Raw genomic sequence first — 24,137 nt, forward strand, 5'->3', positions numbered from 1 at the left:
TGTTCCGTCGCGGAGCAGCGGGTGATCCGGGCTGCGTCGGCAATCTACTGAACGCTCCGAAAGCTACTGGAGTAGAAATACGCTCGGCGTCCGGAGTCCCCGGGGATCAGCGCGACCGGTTCGGCGCGCGGTTCCCTCGGACTCCCGCCACGGTCGGGTACGAGGCGATGCGTCAGGTCCCCTTCCCTCGGGGCCCGTGAGTCGGCTGTCCCAGACAGGAGGCGGCAGGCAGGATGATCGGCATGACCCCCTCCTCGAACGAAACCGCCGCGTTCCACGGGCAGTTGGCCGGGCACGCCCGTCTGTCCGACTTGGCTCTGGCACCCGACGGGGCCCGCCTGGTCCTGACGGTGTACTCGGTCAACGGCGAGGGAACCGGGCACGATGCGACGCTCTGGGAGATCGACCCCTCGGGTCAGGACGAGAGCCGGCTCGTGGCCAGGTCTGCCGAGGGTGACTTCGATCCCGCGTTCGCTGCCGACGGGACGCTGCTGTTCCTCTCGGACCGCCAGGGTCCCGACTCCGCCGGTGACGACGGAACGGGTACGTCGCTGTGGGCGTTGTCCGCCGCCGGTGAGGCCGAGCGGATTGCCCGCCACCCGGGCGGCATATCCGCCTTCACCGTCGCCGCGCGTGCCGACGCGGTCGCCTACACCGCCGGTCTCCTGCCCGGCTCCGCGGACACCGAGTCCTACGCCGCCTCTCTGCGTGCGCGCGAAGACGCCAGGGTCACCGCGGCCTTGTACGAGGAGACCACGACCGGTGTCTGGAGTGCGGCCCTCGGACCGGACGAACCGCACACGTTCGTCCTGCGTTCCGACGGGCCCGCGGTGAACGCCGGCAGCCAGGGCCTGGCGGGCGACGCGGACGTGGCGCTCTCACCGGACGGCTCGCTGGTGGCCTACACGCGGGCAGCGACCGGCCGTGAACCGGACACGAACACGGTGGTGGTCGCCGACGCGGCCACGGGTGTCCGGCGCCGCGCCTTCTCGCGCCCGGGTCACCAGTACTACCGCCCGGCGTTCACGGCCGACGGCTCGACGCTGGTCTGCCAGCGCCAGCGGGAGGAGACGTACGACACCGAATGGCGCGTCACGCTCGTCGCATTCGACCTGAACTCCGGTGAAGAGACGGATCTGCTCCCGGAGTTCGACAACTGGCCGTGGCCGGGGCGGGCGGTCCTTTCGCCGGTTCCCGGGGACTCCACCTTGTGGTTCACCGGGGACGAGCGGGGGCACTGCCCGGTCTTCCGCCGTGACACGGACGGCACCGTCACCCGCCTGACCGCATCCGGCGCCTACACCTCGCTGTGCGTGACACCCGACGGGACCGCTCTCTACGCGCTGCGCAGCGCGATCGACAGCCCTCCCCGGGTGGTCCGGCTGGAGGCCGCGACACCTGATCAGCAGCCCGTGTTCCTCCGGGCGCCCGGCGACCTCCACCGGCTTCCCGGCACTCTCACCGAGGTGCGCACCCAGGCGGACGACGGCTTCCCGTTGCGCGCGTGGCTCGTTCTGCCCGAAGGCGCCTCGCCCGAGCGTCCGTCGCCTCTGCTCGTCGTTCCGCACGGGGGCCCGCAGGCGTCCTGGAGCGCCTGGACCTGGTCGTGGAACCCCTGGCCGTTCGCGGCCCGCGGCTACGCGGTGCTGCTGCCGGACCCGGCCCTGTCCACCGGCTACGGGCAACGGATGCAGGAACGCGGCCGGGGACAGTACGGCGGCCAGCCCTACCGTGACGTCATCGCGCTGACCGACGCCGCACTGGCACGCGCCGACCTCGACGCGACCCGGACGGCCCTCGCCGGCTGGTCCTACGGCGGCTACCTGGCCAACCGGGCAGCGACCCGCACCGACCGTTTCAAGGCCATCGTCTCCGCCGCCGGGATGTGGAACCTGGAGGCCCTGCAGGCCGACACCGACATGCACGCCTACTTCCGGAAGATCTTCGGCGACCCGCGGACGCGACGGGAGCGGTACGAGGCCGACTCGCCGCATGTCGACGCGGCGAGGGTGACGACACCCGTGCTCGTCGTGCACGGAGGCAGGGACCACCGCGTGCCGATGGGCCAGGCACTGAGCCTGCATCACGATCTCCAACGGCTCGGCGTGCCGGTCCGGTTCCTGCACTTCCCGACCGAGGGCCACACCGTCGGAGCGCCGAACCACATCCGCGTCATGTACGAGACGGTGCTGAACTTCCTCGACCACCATGTCCTCGGACACGAGTGGCGGCGCCCCGCGATGCTCTGAGTGCCGCCGCGGCACCCCTGTCCGACCGCGCCCGGGACGAGGGCTGCGCGAGTCGCCGCGTCACTGCTCGGCGAGGGGTGGCTGGCGGGCGAGGAACTCCTCGAACGCCGCCTTCTGCTTCGGGTCCATGAAGCCCTGGCGGACGCTGCGCGCCTGTTCCCGGAGCCAGTGCGCCTCGCCTGGGTTCAGCAGCTCGGCTACGACCACGCCTCCGCGAGCGACCGCCGTGCGTCCTCCCACGCGGCGGCGAAAGAGCGTGAACGGGCCGTATTCCGCCGGGTGGGCCAGTTCCGGTTCTTCCGTCTCGGCCTGCTCCTCGTCCCCGGGGTCACTCGTCGGGTAGGCGGCGGGGGCCCAGTGCTCCCAGAGCGCCAGCGTGGCCGCGGGCACGAGCACGGCGTGTTCCGCCTCCGCGCGCCCCTCCCACAGGAACGTGACGTTGACGGGCTCCCCGACCGCCTCGGCCAGCCCGAGCACCCGCTCCATCTCGTCGTTGACCGGGTAACCCGCCTCTACGTCTATCCGAAGTCCCATGGAGCCCGAGGCTACCGGCCGCCTCCGCCGTGCCTGGTTCGACTGCGACAGGCTCCTGGATCCCGGATCGGCCGAGAAGGCCATGGAGTCCATCAGCCGGTCCACAGGGGCCCGCACCGGGCACGCCGATCGGCTGAGCGTCCGGCCGCCCGACAGCGGTCCCGTGCCCGGCCTTGCTGACCCGGCGGCCGACCAGTGAAGGCACGCACGGTCCGCGTTCACTCGTAGCGCAGGCGCAGTGACTCCCGTTCGTCCTCCTCGATCTGGTCGACGGTCAGGCCCGGCAGGTTCAGCTGGGCCAGCGTCACCTCCGCGCTGGTCGGCTGGGCGTCGGCAGGCACCCACCGCTGCGGTTGCCAGGCGTCGGCGCGCATCAGCGACTTCGGACAGTGCGGATAGACCTGCTCGACCTCCACCACGATCGCCGTGACCGGCGGTTTTCCCACGGCAGTGAGTCGGGCGAGCAGTTCCGGGCGTGCCGAGACACAGGCGCGGCCGTTGACGCGCAGCGTGGTCGGGCGGCCGGGGATGAGGAAGACCAGTCCGACGCGTCCGGTCTGCAGCACGTTGTGCAGGGTGTCGAGCCGCTTGTTGCCCGTCGCGTCGGGGAGCACCAAGGTCCGCTCGTCCAGCACCGAGACGAACCCGGGCGGGCCGCCACGCGGCGACACGTCCGCCCGGCCCTCGACGTCCGCGCTGCCGATGAACACCAGGGAGGAACAGCCGATCAGCGCCCGGGTCTCCTCGGTCAGGCGGTCGACCTCCTTGCGGAGCGCGTGCGGATTCGGCTGCGGGTAGAGCTCGCGCAGCGCCTCCGGGCTGGTGAGGGCGTCCGCCTGGAGGGATGCGAAGAGCGAGCCGCCGGCCTCATCGTCGATCATCATAGGGGCGACCCTAGAAGACGACCCGGGCAGTGCGCGGGTCAACGGGTCATCACGCCGGCGTCCGACCGGTCGCTGCCCTCGGCGCAGTCGGGTGCCGGATGAGCTGTGGGAGCGAGTCGAACTGCTGCCGCCGGTGCGGGAGCGCAGCGATCCACGGTGCTGCCCCCACGTGCCGGACACCGCTCACCTCGCGGCTGCCCCGTCACGCCGCGGGAACGGCGACCTGCGCGTGCTGCTCCCCGCCGAGCACGACCTTGAGGGCACCGGTCTCTGCGGCCTTGGAGAAGACGTCGTACGCCTCCTCCATCCGGTCCAGTGGGAAGGTGTGCGTGACCAGCTGCCCCGTCGGGAGCCGGCCGGCGGTGGCCATGTGCAGCAGGGTGGGCGTGGAGGAGGTGTCCACCAGGCCGGTCGTGATGGTCACGTTCTTGCTCCACAGGTGTTCGAGGTGCAGCGTGACGGGCTTGCCGTGCACCCCCACGTTGGCGACACGGCCTCCGGGCCGGACCATGCGCGTGCACAGCTCGAAGCTCTCCGGAACGCCGACCGCCTCGATCACCACGTCCGCCCCCAGCCCGTCGGTCAGGTCGGCGACCAGCTGGCCGGGAGCCTCGTGGACGTCCGCGACCGCGTCGGCGCCGAGCCGATGGGCGGCCTCCAGACGGGCCGGGGCCAGGTCGACGGCGATGATCCGCGCGGGCGCGAACAGACGTGCCGTGGCGATGGCCGCCAGGCCGATGGGGCCGGCACCGACGACGGCCACCGTGTCACCGGGACGGACGTTCCCCTTGAGGACGCCCACCTCGTAGGCGGTCGGGAAGATGTCCGCGAGCAGAACGGCGTCCTCGCCGCGCAACGACGCCGGCAGCGGGTGTACGGACAGGTCGGCGTACGGCACGCGGACGTACTCGGCCTGCGTGCCGTCGACGAGGTGGCCGAGGATCCAGCCACCGCCGCCACGGCACTGGCCGTAGGCGCTCTCGCGGCAGTACCGGCAGCGTCCGCAGGAGGTGATGCAGGAGACCAGCACGCGGTCGCCGGGCCGTACGGTGCGCACGTCGCTGCCGGCGTCGACGATCTCCCCGACCGCCTCGTGGCCGAGCACGGTGCCGGGGCGGACCTCGGGCACGTCGCCCTTGAGGATGTGCAGGTCGGTCCCGCAGATGGTCACGGCTCCGACCTTCACGATGGCGTCGGTGGACTCGCCGACGGCCGGGTCGGGGACGTCCTGCCAGGACGCCTGTCCGGGACCGTGGAAGACGAAGCCTTTCATCGGGCCTCACCCCCTTGCGCCGTACGTCTGTTCAGCCCGCACGTTCAGCTTGGCCGGTGGGTGGGGGGTGCCGCTTGGGCCGTCCGGCCCTTGTCCCCCCCCCGGCGGGCGGTCCAGGAAGCCGCGGTGCCGCCACACCTTGCACATGCCGAGCGATCGCGGCCCCGGCGGCCTGCGGCGCACGCGGTGGCCGGGGTCCGTGCTGCGGAGGGCCGGCAGGTCCGTCGTGGGGACCAATGGCCCCTGGCAGGACGACGACCCCGGAGCTATCCATGGAATCGGCGGCGCGCACTCCCCGACGCCACCGCTGGTAGGACCGGCGCCACCGCTGGTAGGAGGCGAAGGCGATCATGACCACGGGACGTGTGGACCTGAGCATCGTCAGGTCGCTCGTTGCGGACGCCACCGCGGCGCCCTCACTGCACAACGCGCAGCCCTGGGCCTTCCGCTGCCTGCGGGACGCCGGTGTGCTGCGTCTGTACGCCGACATGGAGCGCGACCTGCCGCGGACCGACCCCGAGCACCGAGGCCTGCACCTGGGCTGCGGCGCCGCGCTGCTCAACCTCCGGGTGGCCGCCGCGGCGGCGGGGCTGGCGCCGGTCGTCCGATTGCTGCCCGACCCGGCTCACCCGGACCTCCTCGCCGAAGTGCACCTGTCCGGCACCGGACCACCGGACGACACGCTCGCCCGGCTGGGCCCCGCGATCCACCGCCGCCACTCCAGCCGCCTTCCCTTCCGTGGGGAAGCGGTTCCCGCCGCCGTACGGGAGGGGTTGTGCGCAGCCGCCCGCGCCGAGGGCGCACAGCTGTTGTTCCCCGGAGCCTGGCACATCCAGTCGCTCCTGGAACTGGTACGGGACGCCGAGCACAGGGAGACGCTCGACCAGGAGCTGCGTGCGGAGGCGGCACGGTGGACGCGTACGCAGCCCTCCGAGGCCGTGCCGGCGGCCGACGGCATCCCGGGCGAGGCGTTCGGCCCCCGGCAGCGCGGCTCCTCCTCCCCGGTCCGTGACTTCGCGGCCGGCCGTCCGGTTCCGGGACGCGGCTGGGCGTCCTTCGAGCCGAATCCGACCATCGCCCTGCTGGGTACGGCTCGCGACGGGCCCGTGGACTGGCTGCGCGCCGGTCAGGCACTGGAACGGGTCCTGCTCCGCGCCACGTCGGACGGGCTGGTCGCCTCGGTGACTTCCCAGCCGCTGGAGTCGGAGGCGACCCGGTGGGCCGTCCGCGATCCCGTCTCGGCCATGGGCTACGTGCAGATGGTGATCCGGCTGGGCTACGGCCCCGAAGGCCCCGCCAGTCCACGGCGTCCGGTGGCCGACGTACTGGACGTGAGCTGTCCGGACGTGACCTGACGCGCCCCACCGGCGACTCGGAGGGCTCCGGGCAGCGAGGAGGATCCACGTGAAGGTCTCCGCGGTGACGGCCGGACACCGTGACCCGCCGCAGCCTCGTCGCCAACCTGGCCGCGCAGCTCGTCACCGAGGGCCATGACGTACGGCTCATCGACCGGCGGCCCAAGGCGCGGCAGATGTTGTCACCGGGTTTTCCGGGCGCCTTCCACGTCGGCAACGGTTTCAGCCGGGCCGTGCTGGAGGCGGCGGGGATCGTCCACGCGGACGCCTTCGTCGCCGTCACCTCCGGGGACAACGGCAACATCGTCAGCGCGCGGACCGCCAAGGACACGTACCGGGTGCCGATCGTCCTGGCAAGCATCCAGGACCCGCACCGCGCCGATGTCTGCCGGGAACTGGGGATCCCGACGATCTCCAGCGTCCGCCTCACCGGACGGCAGGTCACCGAGTTCGACGTCGACGGGGAGATCCGGGTCGTGGAGATCACGCGCGCCGGACGCTCGCTCCTGCCCGCCCACGGGGTCCTGGCAGAGTCCGGCGATCTCGTCACCTTCAGCGTCACCGCGACCGCGCTGGGCCGGCTGGGCGGCTTTCTCGACAAGGAGCTGGGCACGTGAAGGTGCTGATCGCGGGCGCGGGGCGGCTGGGCACACAGATCGCCCAGGTGCTCTCCGCCGCGCGCAACGACGTCACCCTCGTCGAGTACGACGACGACCGCGTGGCCGAACTCGACAGCCTCCCGCACGTACGCCTGGTGGCCGGGGACGCGTGCGATCGGGACCTGCTGGAGCACGCGGGGGCCCTCGCCTGCGACCTGGTCCTCGCCACCACCGGCCGCGACGAGGACAACCTCGTCATCAGTCTGCTGGCGAAGCGGCGGTTCGGGGTGGGGTGGGTGGCCGCTCGTGTCAACGAGGCGGAGAACGCCTGGCTGTTCGACCAGCGCTGGGGGGGGTGGACGTGGCCGTACCCGCGGCGACCCCGCTGATCTCCCTGATCGAGGAGGCCACCGGTGCCACGGACACGGTGGCGCTGCTGCGGCTGAGCAAGGCGGGCGTGGAGGTCATCGAGACCGCCATCAGCGAACGGTCCCGGGCCGCGGGGCACCCGCTGGGCGAGATCGCCCTGCCCGCCGGCACCGTGGTCGCCACCGTCGTACGCGAGGGCCGGCCCACCCATCCCAGCCCCGGTCTGCGGCTGCTTCCCGGTGACGAACTCCTGCTCGTGTCGCACGAGGCGACCGAGCAGGAGATCCACGCGGCGTTCCAGTGAGCCCGTCCCGGCGAGGCGCCGGACCCCGGCTCACCGCTTCCCGGAGCGCACGATCACGACCGGGCAGCTCGCGTGCTGCGACACGTGCTGGCTGACGGAACCGAGCAGGGCGCGCGCGAACCCGCCCCTTCCCCGGCTGCCGACGACCAGGACCTCGGCTCCTTCGGCGGCTCGCAGCAGCACGTCCGCGGGATTGCCGTGCACCACATGGGTGCGGACCGACCCTGCGGCGTCCGGGCCGAGCACGTCGGTCAGTTCCCGGCTCATCTTCTCGCGGGTCTCTTCCTCGTCGACGTCCATGTCCACGGCGGGCCCCGACCAGCCGTACAGACCCGGCAGCTCCCACACCGCGACGGCGTCCACGGCTGCGCCGACCAGTCCCGCGTAGCGCACGGCCCAGCGCAGGGCCTCGTACGAGGACTGCGATCCGTCGACACCGACGACCACCCGGCGCTCGGAGACATCCTCTGCCATGCGTCCCACCTCTCCTTCGGTGCCTGTGCCCACCGGGCCGGTCCGCCTCTGCTCCCCACGCTGCGGGACCCGGCGCCGGAGCGCCAGGGGAGCGCATCCGGCGGCATGAACGGACGCCGGGACCGGATCCCCCGGGTGCCGTTCGGTGCCGTTCGGCTCGCGGCGAGGCGGGTACCCGGGGAGCGGTGCCGGGGTCCGTCACCGGCGACGGTCCCGGCACCGGTCTTCCTCACTTCCCCGCTGGACGGAGGGCCGGATGAAGCAGCGCACCGGGGCTGGCCGGCAGGCGAAGCGCGCCTGCTACGGCACCGTGCTGCCGTCGGCCAGGCAGACCCGGCGGCGGGCCGCGCCCCCCGCGGCCGGCTCGTCCCGCGCGCGTGCCCGCAGCGCGAACGGTGAGCGGATGCTGCTGCCGGACGGCACCTGGCGGCGGGTGGAGACCATCCGGGTCCGCAGTCTCTTCGGGTGAGGGCGTGGCCCACGCGTCCGGTCGGCCCTACTGTTCGCCGTCCCGTCCGTGGGCCTGTCGTACGGAAGCGGCCACCCGGTCGATCAGCTCGGGGAGCGCCGACCGTACCGGTTCGCTCAGGTGCGCCCCCAGTTCCACGTCGGCCGCCTCCACGGCGTGCACCACGAGCGTCGGCGGCAGCCGGTCGAGGGCCTCCGCCAGCGCGAGGGACGCGCCGAGGCCGAGCGCGTGCGTACTCGCCGTACCCGCGGTCCGGGAGGCGGCGTCCGCCGCCGTGAGGGTGTGCAGCCGCCCCGGCCGGGCCAAGCCTGCCCGGAGCGCCTCCACCACGACCACCGTGTCGGCGCCGTCCCACAGGTCGAGCATGCGGGCGGGTTCGCCGTCGCTGACCGTCAGCACGGTGCCGTCGGGGACACGGCCCCGCAGGCCCTCCACGGCCGCCGGTCCGACCCCGTCGTCACCGCGCAGCGGATTGCCCACGCCGATCACCACGACCCGGCCGCTCATGTGCGCTCCACGGTCACGTCGACGAAGTGGGCGGCGCAGGAGATGCAGGGGTCGTGGTTGCGAATGGCCCGCTCGCACAGGTGGGTGAGTTCCTCGTCGTCGGCGGCGGGGCCGGCCCTGTCCAGGCGTGCCTGGACCGTCCTGCGCACGTCCTCCTCGATGGCCGTCTGGTTCTGGGCCGTGGGCGGGACGATGCGGGCCTCGGTGAGCGTGCCGTCCTCGGCGAGGGCGTAGCGGTGGTACAGCAGCCCACGCGGTGCCTCGGTGGCCCCGGCGCCGGCGCTCCGGCGTGGCGGGACCTCGACGGCCGGCCGGGGTGGCCGTTCGTATCCGCCGATGATCCGCAGGGCCTCCTCGATGGCGTGCACCACCTCGACGGCGCGTACGACGATGCTGCGGAACGGGTTGTCGCAGACCGCGCCCGCCAGCGGGTCGCCCAGTCCGGCGTCCCGCGCCGCCTCGGCGGCCGCGGGGTGCAGCCACCGGCCGCTGATGGCGTACCGGGCCAGGGGACCGGTCAGGAAGCGGCGGCCGTCGAGAGTGGCGGTCAGGGCGGTGGAGTGCGGTACCTGGCGTTCCTGCACGTGCTGTCCGAAGTCGGCCAGGGGGATGTCGCTCGGTGCGCGGCCGTTGCCGTCAGCGGCCATGACCACGGGCGTTCCCGTGTCGATGGCATAGCGGCCGGGGTCGCGCAGGGCGAACAGGTCGTGGTCGCAGGCCGCGTCGGGAAACTCGAACGCGGCCACCCAGCGGACGGTCTCCAGGGCGTCCTCCCGGGCCTGTCGCAGCCGCTGCGCGAGCGGACGGAGTTCCTCCGGTGCCGGGGTCCGGTAGAAGCCGCCGATCCGGACGTTGACCGGGTGGATGGGGCGGCCGCCGAGCTGTTCCAGGATCGCGTTGCCGGTCTGCTTGATCCTCAGGCCGCGCTCGACGGCGGCGCGCTGGTCGCGGGCGAGTGCCACGACGTCCGCGCGTCCGAGGAAGTCGGGAGCGTGCAGCAGGTGGATGTGCAGGGTGTGGCTCTCGATCCACTCACCGCAGTACAGCAGGCGGCGCAGGTCCGCGAGGGGGCCGTCCACCGTGACGCCGCAGGCGTTCTCGATCGCCTGGCAGGCGCTCATCTGGTACGCCACCGGGCAGATGCCGCAGATGCGGGCGGTGATGTCGGGGGGTTCGGTGTGGCCCCGGCCGGTCAGGAAGGCTTCGAAGAAGCGCGGTGGTTCGTAGATGCGCAGCCGGGTCTCGGTGACCGTGTCCCCGTCGACGCGCAGGTGGAGGGAGGCCTCACCTTCCACCCTGGCCAGCGCGTCCAGGCGCAGGACGCGGGTTCCGTGAGGGTTCATGCGAGCCTTTCCGGGCGTGTCCTGGCCGGCCGGGGCTCTGCTGCTCCCCGGCCGCGAGTTCGGGTACGGGGGCATACTCCGGCGACGCGGCGTTGAAGGTGCGGAAGACACGCTGGACGTCCCGCTCGCTCATCCCGTCGCGGCGCAGCTGCGCGATCATCGAGCGCAGGTCGGGCGTGTCCGACGGTCCGAAGCAGCCGTAGCAGCCGCGTCCGTACGCCGGGCAGATGGCACCGCATCCCGCGTGCGTGACCGGGCCCAGACACGGGGTGCCGTGGGCCACGGTGATGCACGTGGTGCCGCGCCTCTTGCACTCGAAGCAGACGCTGTGGCCCGGTATCCGGGGTGCCCGTCCGGCCAGGTAGGCGGTGACGACTTCGAGGAGCTGGCGGCGGTCGATGGGGCAGCCGCGCAGTTCGAAGTCGACCGGCACGTGCGCCGAGATCGGTGTCGAGGTCTCCAGCGTGGCGATGTACTCCGGGCGTGCGTAGACCGCGGCGACGAACTCCCGGACGTCGGCGAAGTTGCGCAGCGCCTGGATGCCGCCCGCGGTGGCGCAGGCCCCGATGGTCACCAGGTACCGGGAGATGCGGCGGACGTGCTGGATCCGCTCGGCGTCCTCGGCCGTGGTGACGGACCCCTCGACGAGGGACAGGTCGTACGGTCCCCGGCCCGCCAGCGGCGCCCGCTCCCCGTCGGCGCCCTCGGCGGGGGTCATCTCCAGGAAGTGGTCGATCCGTACGCGCTCGGTGAGGCCGAGGAGTTCGTCCTCGCAGTCGAGGAGGGTCAGCTGGCAGCCGTCGCAGGAGGCGAACTTCCACACGGCGAGCGTCGGCCGTGGGTCGGTGGCCGGTCCGGGGTGGGTGGCCGGCGCGGGGGCGGGGGCCGGTCCGGGGGCGGGGGCCGGTCCGGGGGCGGTGGCCGGTCCGGGGGCGGTGGCCGGTCCGGGGGCGGTGGCCGGTCCGGGGGCGGTGGCCGGTCCGGGGGCGGTGGCCATGTCACAGCTCCCTCACGAGCAGCAGGGATGCCACCCGGTCGTACCCGACGACCGGTCCGTCCCGGCACAGCAGGAGCGGACCGAGCTGGCAGTGACCGCAGTGGCCGGTGGCGCAGTGCATGGTGCGTTCCAAGGACACCTGGACGCGTTGCGGGGCCAGGCCCCGCGTCACGAGGTCGCGTGCCGTGTGCCGCATCATCACCTCGGGTCCGCACACCAGCGCGCAGGTCCGTCCGGGGCACAGGTCCAGACGGTCGAGGAGCGTGGTGACCACGCCCACCGCGCCCGGCCAGCCCGGGCCGGGGCGGTCGACGGTCACCTCCACCCGTGCCCGACCGCGCCAGCTCTCGATCTCGTCCCGGTAGACCAGGTCGGCGGGGGTGCGGGCGCCCACCAGGACGGCGAGCCGGCCGTAGGCGGCGGGACGGGCCAGGACCTCGTGGACGACCGGCCGCAGCGGGGCCAGACCGATGCCGCCGCCCACCACCAGGACGTCGTGACCGGCGGCCGCTTCGAGGTCCCAGCCGGTGCCGTAGGGTCCGCTGAGGCCGACGCTGTCACCGGGACGCAGCCGGTACAGGGCGGTGGAGACCGCTCCCACCGCGCGCACGGTGTGCACGAGGCCCCCGTGACGGCCGCGCAGGGCGCTGACCGAGACGGGCACCTCGCCGACCCCGAAGGCGTAGATCATCGCGAACTGCCCCGCGGAGAAGGGGGCGAGTTCCCCTCCGGCCGGTACCAGCTCGATCGACCGGGTGTCGGCGGTCTCGGCCCAGGCGTCGGCGACCCGGTACGGCAGTGGGGGCGTCACGGTGGTCATGGCGGTTCCGGTCCGGGATCCGGCCGCCCGGACCGTGTCCAGTCGTACAGGGCGGCCGCTTCCTCGGTGATGTCGATGCCCACCGGGCACCACACGATGCAGCGTCCGCAGCCCACACAGCCCGACGAGCCGAACTGGTCGTACCAGGTGCCGAGCTTGTGGGTCATCCACTGCCGGTAGCGGCTGCGCGAGGAGGCGCGGACCGGGCCGCCGTGCAGGTGTGAGAAGTCCAGGTCGAAGCAGGAGTCCCAGAGCCGCCAGCGCTCCGCGTGGTCGCCGGTGAGGTCGGTGACGTCCTCGGAGGTGGTGCAGAAGCAGGTGGGGCAGACCATGGTGCAGTTGCCGCAGGTCAGGCAGCGTCCCGCGACGTCGTCCCAGCGGGGCGCGTCGAGCGTGCCGGCCATCAGTTCCCGCAGGTCGGCCTCGGGCATGGTCCGGCCCATCCGGTCCGCGGCGGCCGTGACGCCCGCGCGGGCCGTCTCGCGGGTTTCCGGGTCGGCCGGGCGGGCCGGCAGTTCGGCGAGGATCTCCGCGCCCTCCCGGCTTCCGCTGCGGACCCAGAAGCGGTGCCCGTCCGCATCGGCCACTTCGGTCATCACCAGGTCGTAGCCCGGGCCGGCGGCGGGACCGGTGCCCATCGAGACGCAGAAGCAGGTGGCACCGGGTTCCGTGCACTCGACCACGATCAGCAGGGCCCCGGAGCGCCGTCCCTCGTAGCCGGGGTCGCGGTACGCCCCGCCGGTCAGCACCCGGTCCTGTACGGCGATGGCCCGCAGGTCGCAGGGGCGTACGCCGAGGAAGGCGTACCGGGGCGGGGCGGGGCTGTCGGCCCGGAGCACCAGCTCCCCCTCCACCCGGTCGGCGGTCCACTCCCGCACCCGCGGCGGATGCAGGAAGGACTTCCACGACTGGGGGCCCGCCGCGTTCGCGAAGGCCGCGCCGTCCTGCCGTTCCCGCAGCCGGTACCGGCCGGCCTCCAGCTCCACGCCCCATCCGTACGGAAGCTCGTCGGCCGAGCGCAGCTCCGCCAGCACGATGGCGCCGTCCCGCGCCGTGGGCCCGATCACGGTGAAACCGCGCCGGACCAGCACCTCCACGAGGGCGGCCATGCCGTCCTTGCCCATGACGAGCCCCTCGGACGCGGGCGACCGGGAGGCGTCCACCTCGGCGTCGGCGCTCATGACCGGCCTCCTTCAGCACAGGGGACGGCGCAGGGACCCCGCCGTCCCCTCGGGCCCCTTACCGCATCCTTGCCGGTACGGCGCCGCGCCGGCAGTGCCATGTGGGCATCCCCTGGGTCCATTGGTCCTCCTCGACGGGTCCTCCTCGACGTCCGGCCGTGGTTCACTCGCGGTGCAGCACGACTTTGAGCGCGCCGGTGCCGGCGACGTGCCCGAAGACCTCGTAGGCGTCTTCCATGTGGTCGAGACCGAGGGTGTGGGTGACCAACGCGGAGACGGGCAGCTGACCGAACCTCACCAGCTCCAGCAGCCACGGTGTCGAGGACGTGTCGACCTGGCCCATGCTGATGGTCACGTTCTTGCGCCAGAGCGACTCCAGGTGCAGGGTCGCCGGCTTGCCGTGCGTGCCGATGTTGGCGATGTGCCCTCCTGAGCGGACGGCCCGCGTGCACAGCACGAAGCCGTCCGGATCGCCCGACGCCTCGATGGCCACGTCGGCGCCCGGCCCCTCGGCCAGGTCGGCGATCACCTTCCCCGGCGACTCGGCGGCGTCCGCCCCCACCCGGGCGGCGGCCTCCAGGCGAGCGCCGGACAGGTCCACGACGATGACCCTGCGCGGCGAGTACAGCCGTGCGACGACCGCCGCGGCCAGGCCGACGGGGCCGGCACCCACCACGACGACGGTGTCTCCCGGCCCGACGTGTCCGTTCCGGACCCCGACCTCGTAGGCGGTCGGGAGGAGTTCCGCGAGCAGCACCGCGTCGTCGAGCCGGAGGTCGCACGGGCGCCGCGTGGTGGAGTGGTCGGCGAACGGCACGCGCACCAGCTCGGCGTGGGTGCCGTTGATCAGGCTGCCCAGAATCCAGCCGCCGCCCCCGCGGCACTGTCCGTACCTGGCCTCGCGGCACTCCGCGCAGTCACCGCAGGCCGACACGGACGACACGATCACCTGGTCGCCGGGGCTCAGGTGGTGGACCTCTCCACCGGCCTCCACCACCTCGCCGACAGCCTCGTGACCGAGTACCGTCCCCGGCTTCACCTCCGGGAAGTGGCCCCGTCTGATGTGCAGATCGCTTCCGCAGACGGTGGTGGCGTCGACCCGGACGACGGCGTCGGTCGCCTCCTCGATCACAGGGTCGGGGACGGTGTCCCAGGAGGTGTGTCCCGGGCCGTGGTAGACGAGCGCTCGCACCGCATTCACTCCCTCGCCCCCCATCTCCACGGTCACCCGCGCAGTGCCCCCGGGCAACACGGCGGCCCCCGGGACTCAGTCGGGCTCCATGTAGGGGCGGCGGAAGACCGGTGCCTGGCCGGCGCCCCACGGGCGTACGGCCGTCAGCGCCCGGGCGACCGCGGACTCCAGCGCGCCGCTGGTGTCGACCGGGACCGCCCCGGGCCACGGCGGTTCCCTGGCCGCCAGGGCGGTGGCGATCTCGGCGCCGGCGTCGGACACACCGGCCGAGCGCGTGCGCAGACGGGCCGCGGACACGTCGCCCGGCACATGGCAGTGCAGGGCCACCAGGTCGGCGCTGGTGCGTTCGGCCAGGCGCACGGCGGCTTCGCGCTGCGTGGCATCGGACCAGGTGGCGTCGAGGACGACCGACTCGCCGGAGGAGAGCAGCAGGTCCGCGCGGTCGAGGAGGGCGGCGTACGTCCTGGCCGTCCACTCCGGCGTGTACAACCCCTCCCCGTAGCGGGCCGCGGCCGGCTGCTCCGCCGGGATGCCCGCCAGTTCCTTGCGGAGGCGGTCACTGCTGAGCAGGGTGACCCCGAGCCGGTCGGCCAGCGCGCCGGAGAGCGTGGACTTGCCGCTGCCGGGCAGTCCGCCGACGAGGGTGAGGGCGACGGCGGAGGCGCGCAGGTGCCGCAGTGCCGTGGAGGCGAGCCGGTGTGCCGCCGCCTCGGCGCCGGGTGCCCCCTGGCGGGACTGGATCACCGAGACCTTGGCCCGCACGAAGGCGCGGTAGGCGACGTAGTGGTGCTAGAGGGAGGGCGGCGCGGGGTCCGCGGAGTACTCGCCGTACCGGGTGAGGAAGCAGGCCGCGGCCTCCGGGGCGCCGAGCTGTTCCAGGTCCATGGCGAGGAAGGCGGCGTCGTCCAGGCCGTCGACGTAGCGCAGGCGGTCGTCGAACTCCAGGCAGTCCAGGACGCGCGGGCCGTCGTCGAGGCAGAAGACGTCCTCGGCGAGCAGGTCGCCGTGGCCGTCGACCACGCGCCGCTGCTCGATGCGGGCGTCGAACAACCGCTTGCGACCGGCGAGATAGCGGCGCACCAGCTGCTCGGTCTCCGCCAGGCGGTCGGGCTCCGCGGCGAGCGTGCGCACCTGTGCGAAGCCGGCCTCCCACCGTGCCGAGAGCGCGTCCCGCGTGCCCTGTTCGTCCACGTCCCGGCCGCGGGGAGCGGCCGCGTGCCACGCGGCCAGGTGCCGGGCGACGGTGCCCAGGACGTCGTCCACGGCGGCCCCCGCCCGGACGAGCTGGGAGAGGCGGCGGTCCTCCGGCATGCGGCGCATCACCACGAGGGGTTCGGGTTCCGCCGCGTCGGGGCCGCGGAACTCGCCCAGGCCCACGTAGACGTCGGGGGCGAACCGGCGGTTCAGGGTGACCTCCCGCTCGCACGCGGCCCGGCGCGCGGCGACCGTGGTGTAGTCCAGGAATCCCAGGTCGACGGGCTTCTTCACCTTGTAGACCCGGTCGCCGAGGAAGAACAGCACCGCGGTGTGGGTCTCGTGCACCCCGGCGCGCACCGGAGGCTCGCCGTCGTGGCGGGCACCCTGCCGCCGGCCGGAGGCGCCGGCCCGCGACGCGCGGAAGCCGGGGTCAGTCATGAGGTACGACCGCGACGGGGCAGCGCCCGTGGTGGAGGGCGGCCTGCGCCACCGGACCGAGGCGGGGCGCCGGACCGGCACGATGCCGCCGCCGGCCCACGACGAGCAGTACGGCGCCCTCACCGGCCTGCACGACGGCCCTCTCCGGAGCGTCGCTTCGGACGCTGCCGGCCACGTCGGCCTGCGGGTACTTGGCCCGCCACGGGGCCAGCGCGTCGTCCAGCCGGTCGCGCGGGTCCCGTGTCCTGTGCTCGTCGGTGCCGTGGTCCGCCTCCTGGGGCAGACGTGCGTGCGGCGGGGCACCGTGTCCGTGGACGGCCAGGAGCGGGGCGCTCCTCGCCGCGGCGACGCGGAAGGCGAAGTCGAGGAGGTCGTCGGAGGATCCGTGCAGTTTCAGGGCGACGACGACCCGGCCCGCGGGTGCCGTGGGTGCCTCCTGTTCCGTGGTGCCGGCGCGCACCAGCACCACGGGCCGCCGGGCCCGCGCCACGACAGGCAGGCCGACGTCTCCCAGGAAGTAGCTCTCGGCGGGTTCGAGGCCCCGGGAGCCGATGACGGTCACCTCCGACTCCGCGGCGGCTTCGAGCAGGGCGTGCTCCGCGTCGTCGGCGACCAGGCTCCCGACGACGGACAAGTCCGGATGGGCTGCCCGCAGCTCCGCCTCCGCGGCGGCGAGGAGGCGCCTCGCCGCGCGGTTCTGCTCGGCTTCCCCGGGGAGGCGAGCCGGTTCCGGTGCGAGCGTCGGCCACGCGTGCAGCAGCCGCAGGGGGAGCCCCCGCGTCTCGGCCTCGTCGGCGGCCCACCGCGCGGCGGCCAGGCTCTCGGGGGAGCCGTCGAGCCCCACGGTGACGACTGGTTGCACGGCGGCGGCCTCCGTCCCCTGCCTGACCGGGCGCGGCGCGCCTCTCCCCTCAGAGGATCCTCCGGTCGTGGACGCGGCGCACGCGGACGGGCGTGGCGCGCGGCGTCACTCGTCCGTCCGGTGGTCCAGGTGCCCGGCCACCGACACCACGCCGTCGACGCCTCGGCACAACTGCTCGATGACCGGGATCAGACTCCTGTACTCCACGGTCCCGGTGAGGGTCACCCGACCGTCGTGGACCTCCACCGTCACGTCCCGGGGGTCGACGGCCAGTGTGCGTCGCAGGAGATCTCCGGTGATCTCCTCGCGGATGGCCTCGTCCCGGCGCAGGAAGACCCGCAGCAGATCACCGCGGCTGACGATGCCCAGGAGCCGATCGGCCTCGTCCACCACGGGGAGCCGCTTGACGTGCTGGACCTCCATGAGCCGGGCGGCTTCGACCACGGTCCACTCGGGCCGCGCACACACCGCGGGAGCGGACATCAGCTCCTCGGCCCGGGCCCCCTCGGCCTTGGCCCGCTCCCACGCCTCCAGACGGGGAATGGGGGTCCTGCCCGAGGGATCGGCCTGGTCGGCGCTCTTGCGCAGCAGGTCCGCCTCGGACACCACGCCCACCGGACGGTCGAGCTCGTCCACCACGGGTACGGCGGTGACGTCGTTCTCCTCCAGCAGCCTGACAAGGTCCTTGAACGGCGTGTCAGGCCGTGCCCGGACGACGTCCCGGGTCATGAGTTCCTCGACCGTTCGGTGGTGCATGGTGCCTCCCGGGTCCGGACGCCCACCGTGCGGACGGGGCCGCCGCCCCGCGACGGGCCGGCCCGCGCGGCGGGTGGGATACAGCACCATTCTGCGGAGAGTGCGGCGATCATGCGAACTCACCTCGGCGACCGGTGCCGTAAGCCCGGCGACCGGCGCCGCGAGCCGCGAGCCGCGACGACGAAGACCGGCGGCGCTACCCGCCGGGTCGGTGCGGAAACGGAACCCGCGCCGGTGAACCGCGACGCGACGCCCACCCCGCCCTCCACCCCGCTGACGAGGCGCTCCGCGACCCGGATGAGGGAGGTGTCGTGGACGGGGGCGCGGAGCGTGGCGATCCCCTCCCGCACCGACGCGGGCGTTCCGGAGGCCCCGGCTCGGCCGTTGCCTCGGGCAGCACCGGGAGGCGGCCTCGGGCAACCTCGGGCCGGGCCGCGCGCCAGGCCGCCGTCTGTCCCGATCCGGTGGCGTGTCGCGGAGCCGGGCAGGCAGTGCGACGGTATTCACAGGAGCCCCGGCGACCGGACGGGGAAGGCGGTGACGGCGATGGAACCCCCCTTGGTCGTGGGCGTCGACGGATCGGACTCCAGTCTCGCGGCCGTCGACTGGGCGGTCGACGAAGCGGCACGGCACGGGCTGCCGCTCCACCTCGTCCACGCCTCCCTGTGGGAGAGCTACGAGGGATCCGAACCGTCCTTCGGCACCGGCCGCCCGGCCGGGGAGGTCATGGCCGATCACATCGTCGCCTCGTGCGTGGAGCGTGCCCGGCGTCGCGATCCCGGGCTCAGGGTTTCCGGCACGGCGCTGCCCGCGGATGCCGAGTCGGCGTTGCTGCGGCTGGGGCCGGAGGCGTTCGCCCTGGTCACGGGCGCACGCGGGCGCGGCGAGATCGCCGGGATGCTGCTCGGGTCCGTCAGCCTCGCGGTGGCGGCTCGCGCCGTCTGCCCGGTCGTCGTCGTCCGGGGCGCGGAACCCAACCGCCGGGGAGCCTTCGGGCGCGTCGTGGTGGGGATCGGTGACGCGAGCGGCGGCGCGGGGGCCGTACGGTTCGCCGTCCGCGAGGCCGCGGTACGCGGCGGAACCCTGACGGCCGTGCGGGCCTGGCGCAACCCTGCCCAGGAACCGGTCGACCACATGCTGATCGCGGACGACGCGGCCCGGCTACGGGAGGAGCGGGCCGCCACCGGCCTCGACGACGCGCTGCGCACGGCCGTACGGGAGAACCCACAGGTCGACATCCGTCGCCGGCCGGCCGAGGGCCCCGCCCACCGGGTCCTGCTGGCGGCATCGGCCGAAGCCGACCTGGTCGTCGTCGGTGCCGCGCGCCGGCACGGCCACTTCGGTCTGCAACTCGGCAGGGTCGCCCACACGCTGCTGCACCACGCCGAGTGCCCGGTCGCCGTGGTCCCCCAGCCGGGCTGAAGCCGGCCGGACCGTACGCGGACCCCATCACGGCCCACGGAGGAGAGGGAGAAGGTGGCGGAGCCGGAGTGGACCTGGGAGTGGACGGGTTACGACCCCGCCGCCGAGCGACTGCGTGAATCCCTCTGCACCCTGGGCAACGGCTACTTCGCGACGCGGGGCGCGGTTCCCGAGAGCCGGGCGGGTCTGGTGCACTGCCCGGGAACCTACGCCGCCGGGTGCTACAACCGCCTGGTGTCGACCGTGGCGGGACGGCAGGTGGTGAACGAGGACCTGGTCAACCTCCCGAACTGGCTGCCCTTCCGGTTCCGTCGGCGCCGCGCCGAGGGAACGTGGGGCCCGTGGTTCTCGCCCGACGCGCACGCCCTGCCGGACCACCGGCACACCCTGGATCTGCGCCGCGCCACGCTCACCCGGACCTTCCGCCACCAGGGCGGGGATGCGGGGGTGCTCGGCGTCGAGCAGACCCGCCTGGTGCACATGGGAGACCCTCACCTGGCCTCGCTGCGCACGGTCTTCACGGCCGAGGACTGGTCGGGGGAGATCGAGATCGAGTCCGGCCTCGACGGCGAGGTCATCAACGGCAACGTGCACCGGTACCGCGCTCTCGACCGCCGTCATCTGACCCTTGTGCGGACCGGGGCCGAGGAGCCCCACACGGTGTGGCTGAGCTGCCGGACCCGCACCTCGGACGTCACGGTCGCGCTGGCCGCGCGGACGACGGTCGCCGACGGGGCTCCTGCCTCGTCGGTGCTTCGTCCGGCCCGCCACCGCGCGCTCCACCACCTGGTCGTCCCGATCGCTCCCGGCCGCCCGGTCACCGTGGAGAAGACCGTGGCCCTGCACACCTCACGGGACACGGCGATCGGCGACCCGCTCGGCGAGGCGGTCGACCGGGTGTCCGCGGCCGCGGGTTTCCCCGCCCTGCTGGACTCCCATGCCGCCGCCTGGGCACGGTTGTGGCGGCGCGCGGACATCCAGGTGCCCGGCGAGGCCGGCCGCATCCTGCGTTTCCACCTCTTCCACGTCCTGCAGACCCTCTCCCCGCACACCGCGGACCTGGATGTGGGGGTTCCCGCCCGGGGCCTGCACGGCGAGGCGTACCGGGGCCATGTCTTCTGGGACGAGTTGTTCGTCCTGCCGTACCTCGACCTGCACTTCCCGGAGGTCTCCCGCGCTCTGCTGAACTACCGGTACCGGCGCCTGCCACGGGCCTGCCGGGAGGCCGCCGCGGCCGGCCGGGCCGGCGCGATGTACCCGTGGCAGAGTGGCAGCGACGGTCGCGAGGAGACCCAGGCGTGGCATCTCAACCCCCGCTCGGGCCGGTGGCTGCCCGACCACTCGCGGCTCCAGCACCACGTCGGCTCCGCCATCGCCTACAACGTGTGGCGGTACTGGGAAGCCACCGGGGACACCGAGTTCCTGCACAGCAAGGGCGCGGAGATGCTGCTGCAGATCGCCCGGTTCTGGGCCGACCTGGCGGTCCTCGACCCCGGTACGGGTCGTTACCGCATCCGCGGCGTCGTCGGCCCCGACGAGTACCACGACGCCTATCCGGGTGCCGCCCGGCCAGGGCTGGACGACAACGCGTACACCAACGTCATGGCCGCCTGGGTCCTCACCCGCGCCCTGGACCTCCTGCGGCGCCTGCCCGCGTGGCGCCGCGACGAACTCTGCGACCGCGTCCGGCTGGAGGGCGAGGAACTCGCGAAGTGGGCGGAGGTGTCCCGGCGGTTGCGGGTGCCGTTCCACCAGGGCGTCATCAGCCAGTTCGAGGGCTACGACGTCCTCGCCGAGCTGGACTGGGAGGCCTACCGCGCCCGCTACGACAGCATCCGCCGGCTGGACCGGATCCTTGAGGCCGAGGGCGACACGGTCAACCGCTACAAGGCGTCCAAACAGGCCGACGTCCTCATGCTGGGCTACCTGTTCCCGCCTGCCGAGCTGCGGCACCTGTTCCGTCGTCTCGGGTACGGACTCGACGACGAGACCTGGGGCCGGACCGTCGACTACTACCTCCGGCGCACCAGTCACGGCTCCACCCTCAGCGAGGTCGTCCACGGGTTCGTCCTCGCGCGAGCCAGGCGGTCCGAGGCGTGGCAGTACGCCCGCGAGGCCCTGGAGGCGGACATCGCCGACATCCAGGGGGGTACGACCGGTGAGGGCATCCATCTCGGGGCCATGGCCGGGACCCTCGACCTGGTGCAGCGCGGCCTGACGGGCCTGGAAGCGCGCGAGGACGCCCTGTGGCTGGACCCGGTGCCGCTTCCGGCGCTGTCCGAGTACGGCTTCTCGCTGCGCTACCGAGGCCACTGGGGTGTCAGCGTGCGGTGCCGGAGCGGGCGGTTGGAGATCGGTGTGCCCCACTCGGAGGAGACTCCGATCCGTGTGGTGCTGGCCGGCCGCGCCGTGACCGTCGCGCCCGGGGAGACTCGCGCACTGGCACCCCGGGAGGACTGACGGAACGCGTCATCGGCGCATCCGGGGTTGCTGTTCCGGCTTTCGCGCCCCGGGTCAGTGCTCCTCCGTGTCGCACTGCCCGTTTCCGGCCTCGGAGGTCTCCGCGTCGGGCTGCGGTGCGGGGCCCAGCAGGACCTCGATCCCCGCGCGCAGGTAGCGCTCCAGGGCGGCGTCCGGTGCCGAGAGCAGAGCCGGGGGGCGGATCTCCGTACGCATCAGACTGGTGCCGAGCATCCAGGCCGCCAGGAGTTCCGCTCTCAGGTCGGCGTCGGGGCCGCCGAGGCGGGAGGCCAGGCGCTTGGTGAACACCTCCGTGAAGTCCGCCCGCAGCCGGGCGACGGCCTCGTCCCTGCCGGAGGACCGCAGCACCGACAGCACCGGATGCGGGAAGTCGCCGTCCTTGGGCGCCCCCAGGAGCAGCGCGCAGAACCAGTCGGGGATCGTCTCGACCGGCTCCCGCAGCAGCGGCTCGAATATCTTGTCGGTGCCCGTCACGTCGTTGAACAGCGCCTCCTTCGAGCCGAAGTAGCGGTAGACGAGGGCGGCGTCCACGCCCACGTCGCCCGCGATGTCGCGCACGCTGGTGCCCTCGTAGCCGTACTTGCCGAAGCGGAACGCCGCGGCGGCCCTGAGCGCGGTGCGCGTGCGCGAGGCCGAGCGCCTGTGGGCAGGCCGGCACGCCCCCGCCTTCGAGGCCTCGCCGTCGTGTGCTCCCGTCACGTCACCGCACCTTTCGTCTCTGCGAACGTCCCGCCGTCCGCCCCATGTTCCAGTCTGGAGCGCCTGTCTCAAAAGTCACCGACCGATGTCACCAATCGTTGACTTGTGTTCGCGCCGCATGCGATACCTGAGGCAGGTCAACGCTTGATGACTTGAGAACTCGCTGTACCGGGCCGTACGACGGGGTCGGCCCGTTCCAGGTCGCCCGCACGGCACGGCGGCGCACGTCCTCGACGCGCGTGCCCACGCCGCCGCGCGCGGGCCCCACCGACCGGAAATGGTGATCTTCTGTGTCTGCACGTCATGTCGCCGTGATCGGAACCGGCTACGTCGGACTGACCACCGGTGCCTGCCTCGCCTCCCTGGGCCACTCCGTGGTGTGCGCCGACGCCGACCCGCGCAAGGTCGAGCGGCTGCGCGAGGCCCGGGTCGACATCCTGGAGCCGGGTCTGCCGGAGACCGTACGGGACGCCCTGGAGGCGGGCCGGCTGGAGTTCACCGGCGACACCGCGGCCGCCGTCGCCGGGGCCGACGTGGTGTTCCTGTGCCTGCCCACACCGATGGGAGCGGGCGGCGCGGCCGATCTCGCGGCCGTGGAGGCCGTCGCCGGGCAGATCCGCGAGGTGCTGCGACCCGGCTGTGTCGTCGTGAACAAGTCGACCGTGCCGGTCGGCACCTGCGAACGGGTCGCCGAACTGCTCGGCCGGGCCGACGTGACCGTGGTGAGCAACCCGGAGTTCCTGCGCGAGGGCCGCGCCGTCCACGACTTCCTGCACCCCGACCGCATCGTGATCGGCGCCGCCGACCGGGACGCCGCCCGCCAGGTGGCCGACCTGTACTCCGCCCTGGACGCGCCCTTGGTGCTCACCGACCCGGCGAGCGCCGAACTCACCAAGTACGCGGCGAACTTCTTCCTCGCCATGAAGCTGTCGTTCGCCAACAACCTCGCCACCCTCTGCGAACGCCTGGGCGCCGACATCGCCGACGTCACCGAGGGCATCGGGCGCGATCCGCGCATCGGCTCGGCGTTCCTGCGGCCCGGGCCGGGCTGGGGCGGCTCCTGCCTGCCCAAGGACACCCACGCCCTGCTGACGGTGTGCGAACGGTCGGGCGTCGACTTCCCGCTGCTGCGCGCCACCATCGACACCAACGTCACCCATCAGCGCCAGCTCGTCGAGCGCGTCGCCGCGGCGTGCGGGCGTGATGAGGGCGCCTCGCTGGACGGCGTACGGCTCGCCCTGTACGGCCTGACCTTCAAGGCCGGCACCTCCGACCTGCGCGACTCGCCCGCCCTCGCCGTCGCCCGGCTGCTGCGCGACCGGGGCGCCGAACTCGTCGCGTACGACCCGGCGTTGCACGAGGAGCGGCCCGACCTGAGCGATCTGGTCGAACTCGCCGAGGACCCGGTGCGCGCCGCCGAGGGGGCCGCGGCCTGCGTGGTCCTCACCGAGTGGCCGGAACTGCGGGACCTCGACTGGGCGGCGATCGCCGCGCGCATGACCGGCCACGAGGTCTACGACTTCCGCAACCTCCTGGACGCGGACCTGCTCGCCCGGGCCGGGCTGACCCTGCAGGGCATCGGACGCGCGAGCACCGCGGCGCGGGTGGGCTGACGCGGGAGCCGCTCGACTGCCGCGAGGCGGGAACGGGGCGGCCGGCGGGCCGCCGCCGGCCGTCCTGGCCGCCCCGACACCCCCTCCCTGTGCACCCCACCTGTCCATCGAGAGAAAGG

23 protein-coding genes and 1 pseudogene are annotated in these 24,137 nt (G+C 73.5%); 10 read left to right on the forward strand and 14 right to left on the reverse strand.

Annotated elements, in window-relative coordinates:
• Positions 1-242: 242 nt before the first annotated feature.
• A complete protein-coding gene (locus IEZ20_RS24660) occupies positions 243-2,249 on the forward strand; it encodes an alpha/beta hydrolase family protein (protein WP_189302421.1) in 2,007 nt (668 codons plus the stop codon).
• Between the two features lie 60 nt (positions 2,250-2,309).
• Here IEZ20_RS24660 and IEZ20_RS24665 read toward each other — a convergent pair whose 3' ends face one another.
• Complete coding sequence (locus IEZ20_RS24665) at positions 2,310-2,783, reverse strand: hypothetical protein (protein ID WP_189302423.1); 474 nt, start codon at positions 2,781-2,783, stop codon at positions 2,310-2,312.
• On the opposite strand from IEZ20_RS24665, the gene IEZ20_RS24670 reads away from it, so the two are divergent.
• Positions 2,782-2,982, forward strand: a complete 201-nt coding sequence (locus tag IEZ20_RS24670; RefSeq protein WP_189302425.1) for a hypothetical protein — start codon at positions 2,782-2,784, stop codon at positions 2,980-2,982. The genes IEZ20_RS24665 and IEZ20_RS24670 overlap by 2 nt on opposite strands.
• A 19-nt stretch (positions 2,983-3,001) precedes the next feature.
• Here the strand turns inward: IEZ20_RS24670 and IEZ20_RS24675 are convergent, their stop codons facing one another.
• Positions 3,002-3,667 (reverse strand): MSMEG_1061 family FMN-dependent PPOX-type flavoprotein, encoded by a 666-nt coding sequence (locus IEZ20_RS24675; RefSeq protein ID WP_189302427.1) that lies wholly within the window; start codon positions 3,665-3,667, stop codon positions 3,002-3,004.
• A 202-nt stretch (positions 3,668-3,869) separates the two neighbouring features.
• Complete coding sequence (locus IEZ20_RS24680) at positions 3,870-4,940, reverse strand: zinc-dependent alcohol dehydrogenase family protein (RefSeq protein WP_189302430.1); 1,071 nt, start codon at positions 4,938-4,940, stop codon at positions 3,870-3,872.
• A 350-nt stretch (positions 4,941-5,290) separates the two neighbouring features.
• On the opposite strand from IEZ20_RS24680, the gene IEZ20_RS24685 reads away from it, so the two are divergent.
• From IEZ20_RS24685 to IEZ20_RS39850, 4 genes are all read left to right on the forward strand, one after another.
• Positions 5,291-6,295: an Acg family FMN-binding oxidoreductase gene (locus IEZ20_RS24685; RefSeq protein WP_189302432.1), complete on the forward strand. Its 1,005-nt coding sequence runs from the start codon at positions 5,291-5,293 to the stop codon at positions 6,293-6,295.
• An 80-nt stretch (positions 6,296-6,375) separates the two neighbouring features.
• Positions 6,376-6,912: an NAD-binding protein gene (locus IEZ20_RS24690; protein ID WP_189302434.1), complete on the forward strand. Its 537-nt coding sequence runs from the start codon at positions 6,376-6,378 to the stop codon at positions 6,910-6,912.
• Positions 6,909-7,283, forward strand: coding sequence for an NAD-binding protein (locus IEZ20_RS39845; protein WP_229896247.1), 375 nt, complete (start codon positions 6,909-6,911; stop codon positions 7,281-7,283). Before IEZ20_RS24690 ends, IEZ20_RS39845 begins: the two co-directional genes overlap by 4 nt.
• On the forward strand, positions 7,256-7,567 hold the full coding sequence (locus IEZ20_RS39850) for a TrkA C-terminal domain-containing protein (protein ID WP_229896248.1): 312 nt from the start codon (positions 7,256-7,258) through the stop codon (positions 7,565-7,567). Before IEZ20_RS39845 ends, IEZ20_RS39850 begins: the two co-directional genes overlap by 28 nt.
• A 30-nt stretch (positions 7,568-7,597) precedes the next feature.
• Here IEZ20_RS39850 and IEZ20_RS24700 read toward each other — a convergent pair whose 3' ends face one another.
• A complete protein-coding gene (locus tag IEZ20_RS24700; protein ID WP_189302437.1) occupies positions 7,598-8,041 on the reverse strand; it encodes a universal stress protein in 444 nt (147 codons plus the stop codon).
• A gap of 256 nt (positions 8,042-8,297) precedes the next feature.
• Here IEZ20_RS24700 and IEZ20_RS24705 point away from each other — a divergent pair, with 256 nt between their 5' ends.
• Positions 8,298-8,510, forward strand: a complete 213-nt coding sequence (locus IEZ20_RS24705; RefSeq protein WP_189302439.1) for a hypothetical protein — start codon at positions 8,298-8,300, stop codon at positions 8,508-8,510.
• A gap of 27 nt (positions 8,511-8,537) precedes the next feature.
• Here the strand turns inward: IEZ20_RS24705 and IEZ20_RS24710 are convergent, their stop codons facing one another.
• The 9 genes and pseudogenes from IEZ20_RS24710 to IEZ20_RS24750 form a co-directional block, all read right to left on the reverse strand.
• A complete protein-coding gene (locus IEZ20_RS24710) occupies positions 8,538-9,017 on the reverse strand; it encodes a hydrogenase maturation protease (RefSeq protein ID WP_189302441.1) in 480 nt (159 codons plus the stop codon).
• Positions 9,014-10,360, reverse strand: a complete 1,347-nt coding sequence (locus IEZ20_RS24715; RefSeq protein ID WP_189302443.1) for a Ni/Fe hydrogenase subunit alpha — start codon at positions 10,358-10,360, stop codon at positions 9,014-9,016. The genes IEZ20_RS24710 and IEZ20_RS24715 overlap by 4 nt, the downstream gene beginning before the upstream one ends.
• Positions 10,302-11,183, reverse strand: coding sequence for an NADH-quinone oxidoreductase subunit B family protein (locus IEZ20_RS24720; protein ID WP_189302726.1), 882 nt, complete (start codon positions 11,181-11,183; stop codon positions 10,302-10,304). The genes IEZ20_RS24715 and IEZ20_RS24720 overlap by 59 nt, the downstream gene beginning before the upstream one ends.
• A 175-nt stretch (positions 11,184-11,358) precedes the next feature.
• Complete coding sequence (locus IEZ20_RS24725; protein ID WP_189302445.1) at positions 11,359-12,177, reverse strand: FAD/NAD(P)-binding protein; 819 nt, start codon at positions 12,175-12,177, stop codon at positions 11,359-11,361.
• On the reverse strand, positions 12,174-13,358 hold the full coding sequence (locus tag IEZ20_RS24730) for a 4Fe-4S dicluster domain-containing protein (RefSeq protein WP_189302447.1): 1,185 nt from the start codon (positions 13,356-13,358) through the stop codon (positions 12,174-12,176). Before IEZ20_RS24730 ends, IEZ20_RS24725 begins: the two co-directional genes overlap by 4 nt.
• A 163-nt stretch (positions 13,359-13,521) precedes the next feature.
• Entirely contained in the window at positions 13,522-14,550 is a 1,029-nt protein-coding gene (locus tag IEZ20_RS24735) for an alcohol dehydrogenase catalytic domain-containing protein (RefSeq protein WP_189302449.1), read from the reverse strand.
• Positions 14,551-14,625: 75 nt separating this feature from the next.
• Positions 14,626-16,092 (reverse strand): annotated as a pseudogene (locus IEZ20_RS24740) (bifunctional aminoglycoside phosphotransferase/ATP-binding protein).
• Between the two features lie 85 nt (positions 16,093-16,177).
• Complete coding sequence (locus IEZ20_RS24745) at positions 16,178-17,047, reverse strand: universal stress protein (RefSeq protein WP_189302451.1); 870 nt, start codon at positions 17,045-17,047, stop codon at positions 16,178-16,180.
• 105 nt (positions 17,048-17,152) lie between these two features.
• Complete coding sequence (locus IEZ20_RS24750) at positions 17,153-17,803, reverse strand: CBS domain-containing protein (protein ID WP_189302453.1); 651 nt, start codon at positions 17,801-17,803, stop codon at positions 17,153-17,155.
• Positions 17,804-18,349: 546 nt separating this feature from the next.
• Here IEZ20_RS24750 and IEZ20_RS24755 point away from each other — a divergent pair.
• Both IEZ20_RS24755 and IEZ20_RS24760 read left to right on the forward strand, forming a co-directional pair.
• On the forward strand, positions 18,350-19,225 hold the full coding sequence (locus tag IEZ20_RS24755) for a universal stress protein (RefSeq protein ID WP_189302455.1): 876 nt from the start codon (positions 18,350-18,352) through the stop codon (positions 19,223-19,225).
• A gap of 54 nt (positions 19,226-19,279) precedes the next feature.
• Positions 19,280-21,685 carry a glycoside hydrolase family 65 protein gene (locus tag IEZ20_RS24760; protein ID WP_189302457.1) on the forward strand — a complete coding sequence of 802 codons (2,406 nt, stop codon included), beginning with the start codon at positions 19,280-19,282 and terminating at the stop codon, positions 21,683-21,685.
• A gap of 54 nt (positions 21,686-21,739) precedes the next feature.
• Here IEZ20_RS24760 and IEZ20_RS24765 read toward each other — a convergent pair whose 3' ends face one another.
• Entirely contained in the window at positions 21,740-22,405 is a 666-nt protein-coding gene (locus IEZ20_RS24765; RefSeq protein ID WP_189302459.1) for a TetR/AcrR family transcriptional regulator, read from the reverse strand.
• 290 nt (positions 22,406-22,695) lie between these two features.
• Between IEZ20_RS24765 and IEZ20_RS24770 the strand changes: the two genes are divergently transcribed.
• Entirely contained in the window at positions 22,696-24,018 is a 1,323-nt protein-coding gene (locus tag IEZ20_RS24770; RefSeq protein ID WP_189302461.1) for a UDP-glucose dehydrogenase family protein, read from the forward strand.
• Positions 24,019-24,137: the final 119 nt, after the last annotated feature.

This window comes from Streptomyces cinerochromogenes (assembly GCF_014648635.1).
GTDB classification, from domain to species: domain Bacteria; phylum Actinomycetota; class Actinomycetes; order Streptomycetales; family Streptomycetaceae; genus Streptomyces; species Streptomyces cinerochromogenes.